Here is a 16635-nt window from a genome sequence, read left to right as displayed (position 1 = left end):
TGCCTTCTGCCCTCTGCCTGACCCCAACCTAGATCACCAAAAGTTGCCAAGACCCTTAATGTGAGCCAACAATTTTCTTGTTTGCAAGCCGGAGCGTTTATGTTTGCGAGCCGCAAGTGTGATTCGTTCTGCCGAAAGGATATGCAGACGGAGGCACGGTGACTTGGATTGTAGGGGTACAAGTAGCAATGTACACATCTAAAACGAGTTTTAAGACTACGGTGGAATGGAATGCTATCCCCTGGCGAAAGCTAGAAAGGAAAGTATTCAAGTTGCAAAAGCGTATCTACAAAGCCTCTCAGCGTGGTGATGTCAAAGCAGTTCGTCAACTTCAAAAAACGTTGTTGCACTCCTGATCAGCAAAGTGTTTGGCGGTTCGTAGGGTAACACAAGACAACCGAGGTAAGAAGACGGCAGGAGTGGATGGGTTGAAAAACTTGTCCCCAAAAGCACGTCTTATCTTAGTATATTCCCTGAAACTAGGTGAAAAAGCCGCTCCCACTCGAAGGATGTGGATACCAAAACCCGGTTCAAAGGGAGAAAAAAGACCCCTTTCTATACCCACTCTGTATGACCGCGCCTTGCAATCGCTAGTAAAACTAGCTCTGGAACCTGAATGGGAAGCTCTCTTCGAGCCAAACTCGTTCGGTTTTCGACCAGGAAGAAGCGCCCATGATGCGATTAAGGCAATATTCAACACTATTAAGTTCAAACCTAAATATGTGTTGGATGCCGATATTGCGAAATGTTTTGACAAAATTAATCACAAGGTTCTGCTGTCAAAATTAAATACATTCCCCACCATCCGCCGACAAATTCGTGCTTGATTGAAAGCGGGAGTGATTAATTTCTCTGAATATGCTTTCAGGGAAAAATCTGACAACATAACATCAATGGGTGTTCCACAAGGGAGTACGGTTTCGCCATTATTAGCGAATATAGCCCTTCATGGCATGGAAAATCGAATTAAACAAGTTGCTCTTACCTTACCCGGGTGTAAATCGGAGAATCGTAAAGCAATAAGCTTAATTAGATTCGCAGATGATTTTGTGATTCTGCATAAAGACCTTGCCGTTATCCAAAGATGTCAGCAGATTATGGCAGAGTGGTTAAACGAATTGGGCTAGAATTAAAACCAAGCAAAACCCATATTTCTCATACACAAAATATGTATGGAGGTAACGTTGGTTTCGACTTTTTGGGTTTCACTGTTCGACAATTTCCGGTAGGAAAATATCACAGTGGTAAAAGCTCAAACGGAAAATTACTTGGTTACAAAACTCTTATCACTCCAAGCAAAACAAAGCTGAAGACACACACGCAGAAGATAGGTAAATTGATTGATGGGCATAAATCAGTACCACAATCTGATTTATGCCCATCTGAACCCCGTCATCCGTGGATGGACAAACTACTACTCAGGTGTCGTCAGTAAACGCATATTTAATCAGGCTGATACAACTTTATTCAGCCAGCTAAAAGCATGGGCAGAACATCGTCACCCTAATAAATCTTCCCGATGGAGTTGTCAAAAGTATTGGCAAACCGTAGGGTCTGATAATTGGGTTTTTAACCCTGTTTTGTCAGTTTGGGAGAAGCCTATCGCTGAAAGCCTTTTGGAGCTTTAGTTTTAAGCTTTTGGTTATAAATTTTAGTTACTGTTAGAAAATAAAGGCTCAAAGCTAGATTGGATGAAAGTTTCAGAATCTTGCTTTGATTATTACTTTCCGAGAGTGACATAAAAGGGTTAAACCCCATAACCAGAAGATTCGCTTACTCAAGCACCGTGAAACTCCTATTGTGAGACACATACAAGTGCAAGGAATCCGTAGCCCATTTGATGGTGACTGGGTGTACTGGAGTTCCAGAATGGGTAAACATCCTGAAGCGCCAACAAGGGTGGCAACACTTTTGAAGATACAAAAAGGAAAGTGTACTCATTGTGGACTGTTTTTTCGCCATGAAGACTTGATGGAAATCGACCATAAAATCCCCCGCTCCCAAGGCGGTAAGGATAGTTATGACAACCTTCAATTACTTCATGGACATTGCCATGATGCTAAAACAGCAACCGATAAAGTTGCTGTTACAGTTCCAGAAATAGATGAGGATTATCTCAACTGTAATCCCTTTTAACTTGGAATTTATAGGTGTGTTTGTCAAGCACCAAATCATCGAGGAGCCGTGTGAAGTTAACGTTTCATGCACGGTTTTGTAGCCGAGTCAGGAGGGTGACTTCCTGGCTTAGGCACCCATGTAATTGGGCGTTCGCATGACGAATGCCCAACAACTAGAGATAAGGCAATGAGTCGATGAATACACATTCCATTGAAATACTTCGTGAACGCTGGACATTAGCCGGGAAAAAAGCTTTGATTACTGGTGCTACCAAAGGAATTGGATTAGCGATCGCCCAGGAATTTCTGGCGCTGGGCGCAGAAGTTATGATTGTAGCTCGCAATGCAGCAGCAACTTGAACTGTGGAATCAACCCGGCTCCCATACTCATGGAATTGCTGCTGATGTCACAAAACCAGGAGAACGCCAGACAATCTTTGAGCGGGTTGTTCAAGAAATGGGTGGATTAGATTTGCTGATCAACAACGTAGGGACAAACATCCGAAAGCAAGCCATAGACTATACCTCAGATGAATACGAGTCAGTTTTTCAGACCAATCTGACTTCAGTGTTTGAACTGTGTCGCCTCATGTATCCATTGTTGAAAACAAGTGGTAACGGCAGCATTGTCAACATCGGTTCTGTGGCTGGCTTAGTTGCTATTCGGACTGGCGCTCCTTACGGAATGACCAAAGCCGCACTTGTGCAACTCACTCGCGCTCTGGCAGTTGAATGGGCAAACGATGGCATTCGAGTTAATACGATTGCTCCCTGGTTTATCCCTGTTTTGTCAGTTTGGGAGAAGCCTATCGCTGAAAGCCTTTTGGAGCTTTAGTTTTAAGCTTTTGGTTATAAATTTTAGTTACTGTTAGAAAATAAAGGCTCAAAGCTAGATTGGATGAAAGTTTCAGAATCTTGCTTTGATTATTACTTTCCGAGAGTGACATAAAAGGGTTATTCGCACCCCATTAACAGAACCTTTATTAGGTAATCCAGAGACGTTAGCTGCAATCCTCGCACAAACTCCCATGAAACGAGTTGGAGAACCCCAAGAAATTGCTGGCTTGGCTGCATTTCTCTGTACACCCGCCGCATCATACATGACGGGACAATGTATAGCTGTAGATGGGGGCTTTTCAGCATTTGGCTTTTGAGCATCGTCTGCAAAACCAACACTTTTGACTTCAACCATAACCTGTCAGACGTACCTTTACCGATGAATTAGCGGGCTAACGGCAAAGTTGTGACGACGCATCGCAGACTTTAGCATATATAGAGCAAGATAAATCATGCTGCACAAATGTCTGATATTGGGGCTAATGGCATTGACTGCTGCTCCTGGATGGGCGATCGCTCAGTCTTTCAATTCGACCAGCCAACGCTCGCGCGAGGTTCTGCACCACTTGATTTCAAGGGACGCTATCTCGTTTCGATTTCCGATGCAGATATGTTGGCATCGGCGTATGTAGATGGTCGGCTGGGTGCGCGAGAAGGGCAAGATACGATGCTCTTACGAGCGCGATACTCACTTGCAGAAATATTGTTAGCTTTGGCAACTGCACAATTATGTTCAGTGTTCAAAACAGAGGCGGCATCAGCAAGGCGTTTTTAGCATCAACATCATCTCACTGCCCATTGGTACGATGGTATTGCCCATCTCTAGTAATAGCGATCGCAACTCAGATCGAAGATTATTAATCAACTGGTGACGCTGGGCTAGAATTTGGCAGTATGCATCTAGAGCATAATCCTTCTCAACTCCCCGTTTCCCGATCAATTCGCAGCAAGAAAGCGGCAACTTCGTTAGTTTGTAGTAATTGCTCTTTGAGCTTAGTAGCGTTAGTTTCCTTGTAGCCGAAGGAGGGACGAGGGGCAACCCAGATGTGGAAGGGAACTTTGGGACGATGGCGGTGTAGTTGTTGGTCAGATTCACTAGAAGAGTCTGTTTGTGACTTGTCCTTACTCCTAAGTTGATTTTTATTTTCTTCCCTGATTACAGAATCGGTGTTCTAGGCAATAGGCGATCGCGGAAATACTGGCGGTATAGCTCACATCGGAGCATGACTTCATTGTCTTGCAGATGGATCAATCCCAGACTATTTAACTTAAATATCACCAGAGACTCCAAGTGAACTGTCTTATTTGTCTCGATCACCGTTAAGAACGCAGTGGCTAACTCAGGTTGCTGTTGCAAATGCCTTAAATGCTGCCGTAAATGGTTGCTATAAGGTCCTGCTTCGGTAGGTGCCACGCGCAACAGTTCTTTAAGAGTCATCTGATGTTGAACAATCTGGTAAAGCGCCATCTGCAACAAATAGGGATGCCCCCCTACCATGTTCATCAGTTGTGACACTTGGCTCTGATTCCAGTTGAGTTTATAGCGCTGGGCTAACTCTTCCACCTGAACGGGGCTGAAATCTGGCAATTCTATGCATATGCCCACATTAAACGGTGATTGATAAGTATTCAAGGGAATGTAAACTTCGGTGGAATAAGCCAGTACTAACCGCAGTTTTTGCCATACCTTACTATTTTTAGCCTCTTCATACCAAGCGCGCAGCAGGGCGAAAAAGTGAAAGGCGGTTTCGGGAGCTTGCAAAACCTCATCCACATTATCCAAAGCTAGCACTAACGGTTGATCGAGTTGCGGCAGAAGATAACTCTCAAAGTAATCCTTGCAGCTGGTTTTACTGCCAAAAATCCTATCCCAATAGTTGGCTAACTGCGTCGGTAGTTGCAGGCTGTGGGTTACCCGCGCACAAAACCATTGCAAAAACCGATCCAAATCCTGCAAATTCTGGCTATCCACTAGCTGCAAGTTTAAACAGACGGTATGATACGCCTGTTCATTGGCTCGATCCAGAATTCTTGCCAACAGCGAGGTTTTCCCCATTTGTCGGGTCGCTTTGATCCGCAGCAGGACTCCAGGCGTCAAAATTGCGTTGTAACAGCGAGCTTCAATCAGGGGGCGCTCAACATACAATTTAGACCCCAGTTCCACAGGACCTTCTACTAATTGGATATCTGTTGCAACAAGCGGTGAGGGGTTAGATCTGTCTGAGGTCGCGGGTGCTTGACTCGATTCTTCAACTGTAGCAGGTGGGATTTTCCTTGTGGTCAGATCTGAGTTGAGAAGACTGTAGCGTTCCAGAGCGGCTCGAAACGTCTTCTTGCTCACCTGTTCTTCTAATCCTGCGGACAGGAACTCCCAGAGCCTAGCACCGCTCGCCTTAATGTAGATATCAGAGCAGTGGCAATTTATGGCAATTTCCTCATATTTGCAACCAGACCACGCGCCTCGAAAGATTTGTGCTTGTAGGGTACTCAAGTGCTTACCCGTCTTGACAAAAACTAAATTGTCTGAAATTGCTAGTGCGGCTTCCACATCTATAGATACATCAGATACATCCATTGATTTACCTAAATTCTGAATTTGGCGTTCTTGTTCAGAAGAAGCTTTGTGGGATGAATTAAGTGACTCTTTGTTGCAGAAAATTTTCTTAATAAAACTTTACAATTGCAAATATTTGACTAGGGCAAACTTTTTAGATCTTTAGACAATAATTCCTCCGGGCGATAGATGTTATTTATCACAATTCTACAACCCTGAGTATACTTAATTATACTTTTTAATACTTTTTGATATTTTTATAGTTTCAAAATATTAAACGAGATGTTAAGAAAAAGCTTGTAAGTCTATGCTTTTTCTAACTTTTTTATATTGTTTAAAATGACTCTTATTCTTAAACTGTATTATTACGAACTAAAACGCTCGCATTCGAGAGCATCCCGCTTTTTAAAATGCCCAAAGAAAAAAATAATTCCGATGGGGAGTCCTGTTAGAGAGGGCTTCTGGAAATATTTTTTGCTAAATAAGATGCACCCCTTGCATTCCCAATGGATGTCAAGAAACAGAAATGTTTCTTAAAAGTTCACACACTTCTAAATTAGAACAATTTCTCAAGTATCAGAAAAGAGAATAAGATTTCTAATGCAAAGACAATTTTTAGCTAAACGCGGAGGTTGATACATATGCCAAAACTTAGAATGTCCGACATTAGAGGAAAGTCCTTGTCTCAGTTAAAACAGATTCTAGATAGCCTCATTACGGACGGCACATACAAACCTAATGATGTCGAGAAAGTCAGGAAAAAAATTGAAAAGCGACTGATCGAAGGTGACAGATTACCTGATGATGCAATGTTGAATGAGCTATTTGAGGGAATGAACTTGAGTTGAATTATGGACTAACTCATCAGCCTATTTTTTCGCAAGGCTATGAACGGAGCCTACAAAGGCTAGGATCATTTCATCGCCCTGGTGGAGCGAGCAAAACAGGTCCTAGCTGCATGATGCTGATTTGCACAAGCTCAGGAGATTATTGTATGAGCACAATCACCAGTGAAAAATTCCTAGATTTTTGGAAGTATTTTGACGCTACAAACCCAAAGCACATCAATGCTGTAGCAGAACTCTACAAATACATTCCCTCACAACAGCTGACAGATGAAAGCAACTGGATACGAATTTACCGGACACCCATTGAAGCCCCCAAACCTCCAGCAGCCAATAAGTCTATTGCCGCCTACGAGTCTGTTTGCAAGCCTTACAGCGGTATAGTGGATTGGAATGACATGAATTGCAAGGTCAGCCAGTATTTCACAGTAGCAGAAGTGACCCAAAAGGATCGCCGCCGTATTCCTACCAAGGGATCAGAAATTGAGCGCAATATCCTTGCCCTGGTAGTAGAACTGGATAAAATCCGCCAGGAATGGGGTGTTCCTATTGGAGTCACCAGTTGGTATCGTCCCCCTCTCATTAATGCGGCTGTGGGCGGTGTGGCAAATTCACAACATATTAATGGTGGGGCTATCGACATCTATACCATGGATGGCAGAGAGGTTGAATTCGAGTGTTTTCTGAAAGAACACTGGGGAGGCGGTTTAGGCTACGGCGTTGCTTCTGGCAAGGGATTCACTCATCTAGACTTACGCGGCGGTGGGTGGAGGCGAGGCGCTGGAAAAATTCGTTGGAATTATTAGTTAATGTGAGGAGGGGAGAACTTTTGGGAAGCGCTCATTAATAAAACAGTTCTGAATAAATCTCAAAAATTTCACTAAACCTCTTGCACGAATCCGGAGGCAAGGGAGAGGTAAATTCTCATTTAAGTCTGTATGTTTATGATTATGCACTTAATAAAACCGCTCTAAAGCAACAGATCCTCGATTGAGTTGGTAATTACCTACACATAAATATTTAGATATTTTGCACCACTACTTAGAAAATTTGAGGTGGCTTTGGAATGCAGACATATCCCTTAGTGTCATGAAGAGCAAAGTATGGCATCACAAAAAGTGCAAGTAAATAACAGATTTTGCTATCGTTTGACAAATGCCTTTTTAGGAGAGGGTAGATCGCTATGTGCCCGAAGTGATGGAAACAATAATCTGCTCATGGAGGAAACTGGCAACTACAGCGGACAACTTTGGAAATTGACACCGCACGATGGTAGCTATTATCGTTTTACCAATGTTTTACTGGGAGAAGATAAGTCTTTAGATACCGCCGCCATCAGGCAGACTGGCAACTACAGTAGACAAGTGTGGAAACTGACTCCACTGAGCGATAGTTATTATCGCCTGACCAACTCTTTTCAGGGGGAAGGTCAGTCATTAGATGTCTACAATGATGGAAATAATGCTCCCTGCATGGCATCAACTGGTAACTACTCTGGACAGTGGTGGAAGCTAACACCTATTATGTTCCCGCAACAATCCGTTAGCTCCCTCCAAAAAATGGAGCAGTTTGCAAATCAGTTTAAATCTCATTTAGTGCCAGCATTCCAGGAAATACAGCGGCTAGAGTCAGTTAAGGATCAACTAACACCGCAACAAGAAGCTGAGTTTGCACAGCTTTATCAGCAAACTGAAAAACTCCACTCCATTTGGAGGCAAGATGTTTTACCTAAAAGCATACAAGAGGCAGGAGTCATACAAAAACTTGCTGTTCGCTCTCAAAGAGTTCTAGATTCTAAAGAGCAAAAAACGAAAAATTTGTGGAACGCTGCAAAAGATCAAAAAACGATCCTGCTCTCAGAGTTAAAGACAGAGTTCCAAGATCTTAATTCATATGTGCAACAGGGCAAAGCTCTTCAATCTACTACGTTTAATTCCTTCCAGCAATTTGATCGAGCAGTACTCTCAGTTCGAGATGCAACATACAGAGTAAAAACTCATATGTATACCCTGATTAATCAGAAGCAAGCTTTGGAGCAACAAAAAAATATATCTGAACAACAAAAAAATGAGTTTCAGTCACAAAAAAAGCAAATAGAAGATTTAGGAATAGCTTTAATGATCTTTTCGTTAGGAATCGGTGCGATCGCATTAACGACAGTCAATAGCAAGCTTGCAGAAATCGAAGCGCATCTTAATCAAAAGCAGCGTCAGATAGAAGCTACCCAGAAATTACTCAGTTTTGCCGAAGCAAATGTTGGCCAAGTTGATGCTCTTTCAACTCACCTTTCAGGAATGAGCAAAATTGCTGAATTGCAGATGGGTACTTGGCAAGGCATCGGTGGTGATTTAAAAGGGCTAATAGACCTCCTAGAACTATCCACCTTCGATGATTGGTTAGAGAGTCCTATTTGGGCAGTATGGCAACAGATGCAATGGGAAAGCGTTGAAAAAGAGGTGACTCAGTATTTAGAAACTGTCCACCCCCTTAACCTGAGATAAAAATTCCCTTGTACACAACGGCTAGGGTCTATTCACGTTGTTTTTAGAACCAAACTTATCACTATCAAAAGGAAACATCATGACAACAAGCACACAACCACCCGTCTCAACTTCATTCGAACAGGGAGCAAAGAATCTTACCGAGCTAGATCTTATCTATCAGATGTATTCCTATGCTCTTACAATCAAGCGACTAGAGGCACCACCAAACATTCCGCCTGATGCCCCAGGCATGAAACAAGCTTTATCGATTCCTCAGCTGCTGACTAAGGCTAAGACAACAGCAGCAAAGTGGGATGGACATGTGGCTGCTATGGCACCGATCGCGTCAAACATCTCAACTTATTGCAAAACCTCCAAATCGGCGATCGCCACATTGACTAAGAGAACGCAGGAAGAATTAAATCCTACAGCATTTAATCAGTTATCTGGCGATCGCAAAGCAAGTCTGAAGCGAGAGTTTTCGGGTATTCTTGATGGTCTGAAAAGACAAGCCTTGAAATACGCAGAAGAAGCCGGAAAAGTCAAAAATCAACTAGCAGCATATCAACGTGAAATTGAGAGCGACAACGAAGATGCGAAAAAGGTTAAAGATAAATATGCTGATTGGCTTAAACAAGAGGCGGAGTCACTGGAAGCGTGGGAAAGAGAAGTGAGTGTGCCTAAGGGTGAGACAGATAAGCTGTTAACGAAGATTCAAGATGATATTGCAACATTTCAGAAAACCTATGCAGGTTTAAGCGTGGCAGCCGCCGCACAGGGTGTGGCATCTGTTACCGTTGCCTTTATGATACTGCCGCCGCTTGGGAGTATTGGCTGTTTGATTGGGATGAGCTTCACTGCCGTCGAAGCAGATAAAATGAGTAAACAAATCGCAGATTTTGAGGAAAGGCTCACTCGCATCAAACGCTTTAATGTCGTTAAAACATTTTTCGATACTGCTGAAACGACAATTAATGGTCTGATGAATGCTTGTCGGGCGGCTGTGCAGGTACTGGGTGAGATGCAAGGCCAGTGGGAAGCCATCGCTGGAACTCTCAAAGGGCTAGGGGAAGATGTCGGCACGATCAATACCCTAGCTGGCTGGGGAGACCCGTGGGAGAACCCCATTCAAGATTTTCAAGCTGAGATGGTGGTTTCCGATTATGACAAAGTTATCGAGCTATGCAGCCACTTCGTTAAGTATATGTATGTCAAGGATATAGCTGCTTAGTTACAAAGAAAGGCAGAGGGTCGAGGGCAAAAGGTTAGGAGTGTCAATTAAAACTTTAGCTTTGGGTCTGAGTAATCGTTCAAATAAGTAATTATACTGAGACTCATTACAGCGTTAGCGTTTCGTAGAGAAGCGGCACGAAGTGCGGTATAAAACGTTTACAGCCGAAGTCCCACTCTTTTAAGGGTAGGTTGCCTTCTGCCCTCTTCCCTTCGGGTGACGCTCGTTCGCTCTTAGCGTCTCCCCTTGGGAGAAGACTCGCTAACGCTGCGCTATCGCAGTCGCCTGCGGAGGAGCCAGCGTGGTCTTGGGGGTTTCCCCCATGAGCGACTGGCGTTGGAAACGCTACCAAGAGCGCTGGACTCACCTCCAGCATAGCTGCCTTCTGAAACCCAAAAGCCAGCCAGATTAAGGGGTTTGTAAGGCAAAGAACGATACAGAAGAACTAGTATTCAAACCACTAGCAAATATTGCGACAGTCTGAGTGCGATCTAATCAAGTTTTGAAAGGATGAATTGAGATGAGCGATCAACCCACAACAATAAGAGCTAATGATGTAACATCTCCCTATGCTGCTTTTAGTCAAGGCGGTATGGTGGTCGTACCGTGGGAAGTCACTATGGTCAAAGGATCTGGCTACGACTCAATTAGCAGAACCGTCTTTTCCACAGCTGCTCCCAATGATGGAGCCTCATTGAAAGCCGAACCAGCGCTGGGTCACACCAGCCAGACGGTCAGGACACGGGTGAGACGAGTAGAGAACTTGCAGCAACTGAGCGATTATTTATTAGTTCAAGCTAATGCCAACCTTAAATATGATTTGTTTTCTGGCAGCACCATTGGGCAGTTTGTTAAGGAAAGCACGGTGAATGCCTACAGCCTCTACTTTTTGGTGGAGTGCTACGTCCTGAACAGTGCTATTCAGATTAAAGGTTTTAGTATTGATCCAAAGAAGAAGGATTTAGGCCCGTCCAAGTTTCGGGCTAACTTCGGTGATTACTTTGTGGCGGGTTGGATTGAAGGCGGTTACTTGATCGGTTTAGCAGAGATATCCGTTAATTCCCGGAAAGCCTTAACCGAACTGAATACTGCTTTGTCGGCAGCTTACAAGAGCGGCGTAGAGTTTGATGGTAAGTTTCTTTCTAGTTGGCAGCAGGCGCTCTCGGAAACAGGTGTATCAGAATCGCTATCTGTTCTTTATGCTGGACTAGATGACGCTAGCTTGCAAATGAATGCCACTCCTGTCGGGAGCGGCGAACCAGGGCGAATTGTCAGCGCTCAACCCCCAAGGGAAGAAGATTATGTAGAACTGCCACCTGACGCAGATGGGGTTAAGGTCGAATACGTCGAACTTGATGAGGATGAAGAAGTCATTGAACTACCCGATGACGATGAAGCAGGAATCAAAGTTATGGTGCCGAAAAGCTTCTTGAAGTTGCTCCAGGCTAATCCGCGCTTAGACATCCCAGGGGTAGCAGACCACGCCAATATCAAGCTGACGATGGAGGGATTATTAAAGTTAGCAGCAGTGCTACCACAACAAGCTAAACAGAATGGTATCCCGCTGTATGCCGTTTTGCAGCCTTATCGCACCTTAAACGATGCCCCTGATACGGTAGATTCGATTGATAAACAAGCTTTGAATGTCCGCCGCGATCGCTTGTCTCGTATTTTCCTGAGAGCTAGGGAGATTCAGAATTCGGTGGTTTATGCCCTAGCTTCACTGCGGGGAGGCAGCCAACAGTTTGAAAAAGACGAAACCACGCTCAAACAAATCGATCGCGACATGACCGAGCTAATCAGGAAGGTTGGCGAAGCCTGGGGAACTTTGAATATGAATCCTGCCACCAAAGCGGACTCAGAGTTACAGGAACCTGATTTAGCGTTAATCCCGCGCCGCTTGTGGGGAGGAGAAAAGATCGCATTTCTGGCACCAGCTCCCTTAGTTCCCGAAAGCTTTATTCAGAGTCTTCAGGCTGTGACGCGACCAGCCAAGGCGATCGCAGACTCAGCCTTACGGGATGCAGTAATTGGTTACCTCCAGTTTGCGATCGAGCAAAGCGCCAACAATTATGTACGGGTTGCCACTTTTGTCAAAATCCTGGCTGCTGAAATCGAGAATATGGACACTCGCGCTGGCAAGCGAGAAACAACCCTGTCAGGGTTGGCAGGGCAGATTGGCATTGCCCTCAACGAATGGATCAAAACCACAGAGCTGGTGCGAAAACGCTATGAGCAACTCTCAGCCCTGGCCTCAGCCAACCCCAAACAAATCTCGTTTTTGACAGAGATTGATGCCATTTTGCGAGAACCTAACGAACCTAAATATGGGTTTCAAGGATTTTGGCAAAAACTCAAGAGCCAGTTAGAAGAATTGTCCAAGCAGGAGAAAACCTGGAGCAAAGACGATAAGACCTCCGATCTCGTCAGTTTTGGTTTGCCAAGCTGGAAGATTATCCCAGAGCAGTTTCAAACTGCCCGTACCACACTGAATACTGAGGTCAAACAGCAACTTCTTTAACAGTTATTATTTTTCAGTTTCATTACTGGGTTTAAGTCCCCTACTATCAGTTAACAGTTATCAGATGTATTGATAACAGTTAACTGTTCACTGTACAAGAATGTTCCTTGCAAAAAGAAACACCCTTGATATGGGACTGTTATGTGTGATGAACGTTTGTAAGCAGATGGTGAAGTGTGCGCGAAGCGAAAACTTAATTGAGGACGATACCCTGCTCTCTTTAAAGAATGCCGAATTCTTCTGGAAGTGGATTCCGAGAACGAACAAAGAACCTTTAAAGCTCTTGTTTTGACTGGCAAAGAAAAGAATTGATCAACTGAAAGATAATGACCAAATCTATCTCTGGGAGATTCAGTACTTTGGAACTTGACAATCATTGACTATCTTTAATGTTGCTAGCCTGACTACATTAACAGCTACTCAATTTCGAGAATTGATACACATTCAAGGAGAAAACAATGGACGTACAAAGACTTGCGAAAAAAGATTGGAAAATCAAAGCTCGTACTCCCAAAAATATTAAAACTGTAACCATAAAATATGTCAGACACCCTAGCTGGAAGAAGTATAAAGAGGAATTCAATGTTGGGTACAGACTTGTAAATGATTCCGACCATAGGTTTAATAGTCTATTTAATTGGGCACCGATCCAAATAAGTCTAGAGGGGAAAACAGTAAAATGGTTTCTGCCCGACGATATCGAGCGCGTTTTGACCATGTTCGAATGTGAAAACTGCTTGCCGATTGAAAGTGTAGTGCGCTGTTTGACGGAAGTTTGGAAGCAGATGGTGAAGTGTGCGCGAATAAAAGGTTTAACTGAGAACAAAACCAACCTCCAACTCAAGGGAAACTGTCGCATCTTCTGGACGCGGATTCCGGCAACGGACGAAAAACCTTTAAAGCTCCTGTTTGGACTGACAGAGAAAAGAATTGATCAACTGGCAGATAATGACAACATCTATCTCTGGGAGATTCAGTACGGTACTCGATAATCATTGACTACCTCTAGTTAAAGGTTGGTTGATCGAAGTGTGACCAAGTGCAGACAGGTTACCGCTATTGTCGGAGTTTTGGTTGCTGAAACCGAAACATTGATATCTGACAGGTAAGTGGAAGATGTCTTTGGTAGTGCGGTACGATCGCTCTGAGAATGAGCGATCGTGTATACATATCTGCTGAAGAATTTCAAAATTCTGTACGTTGCCCCCTTTAGCGTCACAAAATTTGAGGAAATAAGGAGAAAACAATGGACGCACAACGATTTGAGCGAGGAGATTGGACAATCATAGTTCATTCCAAAAATATTAAAACTACGAACATGAAATGTGTCAGGTACCTTACATGGGGGAAATATAAAGGGGAATTCAATGTTGATAATAGCCCTATAGACGCATACTACGATAGCTTTAAGAACATGTGTTTATGTCTAAAGATCACAATAAGGCAAGATGGGAAAAGAATAGTGTGGAATATGCCCAACCCCCCTGATTACGTTCTGTCGCTCTTCTACTGTGATAACTTGCCACTTGGTGGGCTGCTTTGTTTGCAGGATGTTTGGGATCAGATGCTAAGGTGTGCGCGAATAAAAGGTTTAATTAAGAGCAAGATTAGCCTTGAATTCAATAGAACGTGCCAAATCTTTTGGAAGCTGATTCCGAAAACGAAGGAAGAACCTTTAAAGCTCCTGTTTGGACTTACAAAGAAAAGAATTAGTGAACTGGAAGATAATGACAACATCTATCTTTGGCAGATTCAGTACCAACAACAGTGATTCAGTGGCAGCACCTGTTGACAAGGCGAATGTCTTAGCAATGTTGGATGAGGTGACGACTTTGGAAGATGTTCGCAACTTGGCAAGCGATGAAGATGTGCAAAAGTGGAAGGATGCGATCGCCCAATATTTGATACAAGTTCAAGACACTATTTCTCTTGTCCAACTGGTGCGTGTGCTGGACATGCCATTGATTGAGGTCTGGTTGGGATGGTTGTGAGGAAACAGTCAAAAATCTGTTGCAGTCGTTGGGGAAGCTGGATAGAAATGAGTCCAGAAAACGCGAATAATCTACTGCAAGCTTTAGACCAATTTGGGTTTGGTTCTTTAGGATTACAAGCTGAAAAAGTCTGCCTGACGATTGAGTACATTTTTCCATACCTCAATCACTGTAAGGCTTTTGGGTTTCGCACCGGGAACTAGTCTAAACTCCAGTTTGTACCTAGTATAATCTATCTAAACCACATCAAGCGATGGACTATCGCACTCATGATGAGTGTATTGCGATCGCCCACCAAAGGAACAGGGGATGAGGGAGATGAGGAAGATGAGGGGGAACAAGAGGGGGAAAGGTTAAAGGGTAAAGGGAAAAGGAATTAAACAAAGTTCTTCCCCTTTACCCAATACCCAGGCCAAGCCATCCCCAATGCCCAATTCCTATTACTTAAATGTCCAGTCCATCTCTCTATAAATATCAAGCAGGTGGCAGCCTTCCTGTGACTGCACCCAGCTATGTGAAACGACAGGCGGATGATGAATTATTTCAGGCGTTGCTCAAGGGAGAGTTTTGCTATGTCCTGAATGCGAGACAGATGGGAAAGTCGAGCCTGCGCGTCCGGATCGTGGATCGCCTGCAAGCTGAGGGTGTGCGATCGGGTACGATTGACATGACTACCATTGGTAGTCAACAAATGACATCCGAACAGTGGTATGCCTCAGTTTTACAAAGTATTATCAGCAGCTTCCGGCTGGGGGTAAATTTGCGAACCTGGTGGCGAGAATGCTCGCATCTCTCGCCTGTAAAACGCTTTGGTGATTTTTTGTCCACAGTTTTACTCACCGAAATTCAGCAACCTGTAGTCATTTTTATCGATGAAATTGATAGTGTTCTGGGATTAGACTTTCCCATTGATGACTTTTTTGCCTTGATTCGAGCCTGCTATAACAAGCGGGTGGAAGAACCGATTTATCAACGGCTCACCTTTACGCTGTTGGGTGTAGCCACGCCCAATTATTTAATTGCCGACAAAAGCCGGACACCGTTTAATATTGGACGGGCAATTGATTTACAAGGATTTCGCTTGTCTGAAGCCTTACCCTTGCTTCCCGGTTTGCAAGGAACAGTCAAGCAACCGGAAATTATGCTGCGTCACATTCTAGAGTGGACAAATGGACAACCCTTTTTAACTCAAAAACTTTGTCAATTGGTGCTAAATACTTGGCAGGATGGCACGATCGCCATTCCCACCGGACAGTCAGCAAGTTGGTTAGAAAAACTAGTGCGATCGCGCTTGATCGACTACTGGGAACTCCAAGATGAACCAGAACATTTACGAACCATCGCCCATCGTTTACTATATGACGAACAGCGAGCGGGGCGCTTGCTGGGTTTATATCAGCAGATTTTAGATGTCTGGGGTAAAACTGTTGCCATCGACAACAGCCCCGAACAAACTGAGTTACTGCTATCAGGCTTAGTCGTCAAGGAGCAGGGCTACTTGCAAATTCGCAACCCCATCTATGCTGAGGTGTTTAATACCGAATGGGTCGAGCAGCAATTGACAAATCTGCGTCCTTATGCTATTAATTTGAGGGCATGGCTGAGTTCAGAGCGGTTAGATGAATCGCGTCTGCTGAAAGGACAAGCTTTGAGAGATGCCGAGGTCTGGGCAGAGGGAAAACAAATTGGCGATCGCGATTATCAGTTTTTAGCCGCTTCCCATGCCCTAGAAAAACGAGAACAACAGCAAGCCCTAGAAGCCGCCCGTACCAGGGAAGTCGAAGCCCGCTTAGTGCAGGAGAAAAAAACGGCTCGACTGCAACGATACTTCTTAGGGGTAATCAGTCTGGCACTCATCGGGGTATTAGGCTTAGGGTTAACAGCTTTCTGGCAATATCAGACTGCAAAAGTAAGTGAAATTCAAGCCCTCTCCCGGAGTTCTGAAGCTTTATTTGCCTCCGATCAACACCTAGATGCTTTAATAGAAGCACTACGGGCAAAACCCCTAGCTATCTAATTGGTATACAAAGCAGATAAGCTGAGGAAAGCACCTAGC

Annotated in this window: 16 protein-coding genes and 1 pseudogene; 15 read left to right on the top strand and 2 right to left on the bottom strand. The window is 44.0% G+C overall.

Translation table 11 applies throughout. The features are described from left to right. Positions 1-188 precede the first annotated feature (188 nt). From AC5JMF_RS21320 to AC5JMF_RS21300, 5 genes and pseudogenes are all read left to right on the top strand, one after another. Positions 189-1127 (top strand): annotated as a pseudogene (locus AC5JMF_RS21320) (reverse transcriptase N-terminal domain-containing protein). Positions 1128-1343: 216 nt separating this feature from the next. Then, complete coding sequence (locus AC5JMF_RS21315) at positions 1344-1628, top strand: group II intron maturase-specific domain-containing protein (protein ID WP_495797711.1); 285 nt, start codon at positions 1344-1346, stop codon at positions 1626-1628. A 172-nt stretch (positions 1629-1800) separates the two neighbouring features. Next, positions 1801-2136 (top strand): HNH endonuclease, encoded by a 336-nt coding sequence (locus AC5JMF_RS21310; protein WP_495797710.1) that lies wholly within the window; start codon positions 1801-1803, stop codon positions 2134-2136. A gap of 176 nt (positions 2137-2312) precedes the next feature. Further along, positions 2313-2477: an SDR family NAD(P)-dependent oxidoreductase gene (locus AC5JMF_RS21305; RefSeq protein ID WP_495797709.1), complete on the top strand. Its 165-nt coding sequence runs from the start codon at positions 2313-2315 to the stop codon at positions 2475-2477. Continuing rightward, positions 2461-2952: an SDR family NAD(P)-dependent oxidoreductase gene (locus AC5JMF_RS21300; protein ID WP_495797708.1), complete on the top strand. Its 492-nt coding sequence runs from the start codon at positions 2461-2463 to the stop codon at positions 2950-2952. The genes AC5JMF_RS21305 and AC5JMF_RS21300 overlap by 17 nt, the downstream gene beginning before the upstream one ends. A 72-nt stretch (positions 2953-3024) precedes the next feature. On the opposite strand, the gene AC5JMF_RS21295 is transcribed toward AC5JMF_RS21300, so the two are convergent. After that, positions 3025-3309 carry a hypothetical protein gene (locus tag AC5JMF_RS21295; protein WP_495797707.1) on the bottom strand — a complete coding sequence of 95 codons (285 nt, stop codon included), beginning with the start codon at positions 3307-3309 and terminating at the stop codon, positions 3025-3027. Between the two features lie 108 nt (positions 3310-3417). On the opposite strand from AC5JMF_RS21295, the gene AC5JMF_RS21290 reads away from it, so the two are divergent. Further along, on the top strand, positions 3418-3729 hold the full coding sequence (locus AC5JMF_RS21290) for a hypothetical protein (RefSeq protein WP_495797706.1): 312 nt from the start codon (positions 3418-3420) through the stop codon (positions 3727-3729). Positions 3730-4110: 381 nt separating this feature from the next. On the opposite strand, the gene AC5JMF_RS21285 is transcribed toward AC5JMF_RS21290, so the two are convergent. After that, complete coding sequence (locus AC5JMF_RS21285) at positions 4111-5529, bottom strand: AAA-like domain-containing protein (RefSeq protein WP_495797705.1); 1419 nt, start codon at positions 5527-5529, stop codon at positions 4111-4113. A gap of 620 nt (positions 5530-6149) precedes the next feature. Here AC5JMF_RS21285 and AC5JMF_RS21280 point away from each other — a divergent pair. The 9 genes from AC5JMF_RS21280 to AC5JMF_RS21240 all read left to right on the top strand — a co-directional run bounded on the left by AC5JMF_RS21280 (position 6150) and on the right by AC5JMF_RS21240 (position 16596). Next, positions 6150-6356 carry a hypothetical protein gene (locus tag AC5JMF_RS21280; protein WP_495797704.1) on the top strand — a complete coding sequence of 69 codons (207 nt, stop codon included), beginning with the start codon at positions 6150-6152 and terminating at the stop codon, positions 6354-6356. Positions 6357-6502: 146 nt separating this feature from the next. After that, positions 6503-7159 (top strand): D-Ala-D-Ala carboxypeptidase family metallohydrolase, encoded by a 657-nt coding sequence (locus AC5JMF_RS21275; protein WP_495797703.1) that lies wholly within the window; start codon positions 6503-6505, stop codon positions 7157-7159. 297 nt (positions 7160-7456) lie between these two features. Further along, positions 7457-8854 (top strand): RICIN domain-containing protein, encoded by a 1398-nt coding sequence (locus AC5JMF_RS21270; RefSeq protein WP_495797702.1) that lies wholly within the window; start codon positions 7457-7459, stop codon positions 8852-8854. Positions 8855-9017: 163 nt separating this feature from the next. Then, a complete protein-coding gene (locus tag AC5JMF_RS21265) occupies positions 9018-10067 on the top strand; it encodes a hypothetical protein (protein ID WP_495797701.1) in 1050 nt (349 codons plus the stop codon). 520 nt (positions 10068-10587) lie between these two features. Beyond that, positions 10588-12588 (top strand): hypothetical protein, encoded by a 2001-nt coding sequence (locus AC5JMF_RS21260; protein WP_495797700.1) that lies wholly within the window; start codon positions 10588-10590, stop codon positions 12586-12588. Between the two features lie 458 nt (positions 12589-13046). Further along, a complete protein-coding gene (locus AC5JMF_RS21255) occupies positions 13047-13580 on the top strand; it encodes a hypothetical protein (RefSeq protein WP_495797699.1) in 534 nt (177 codons plus the stop codon). Between the two features lie 735 nt (positions 13581-14315). Then, positions 14316-14579, top strand: coding sequence for a hypothetical protein (locus tag AC5JMF_RS21250; RefSeq protein ID WP_495797698.1), 264 nt, complete (start codon positions 14316-14318; stop codon positions 14577-14579). A gap of 47 nt (positions 14580-14626) precedes the next feature. After that, positions 14627-14782 (top strand): hypothetical protein, encoded by a 156-nt coding sequence (locus AC5JMF_RS21245; RefSeq protein ID WP_495797697.1) that lies wholly within the window; start codon positions 14627-14629, stop codon positions 14780-14782. A 245-nt stretch (positions 14783-15027) separates the two neighbouring features. Then, a complete protein-coding gene (locus tag AC5JMF_RS21240) occupies positions 15028-16596 on the top strand; it encodes an AAA-like domain-containing protein (protein ID WP_495797696.1) in 1569 nt (522 codons plus the stop codon). Positions 16597-16635: the final 39 nt, after the last annotated feature.

The organism is Desmonostoc vinosum, assembly GCF_059505385.1.
This window is presented reverse-complemented; position numbering and strand designations above follow the sequence as displayed.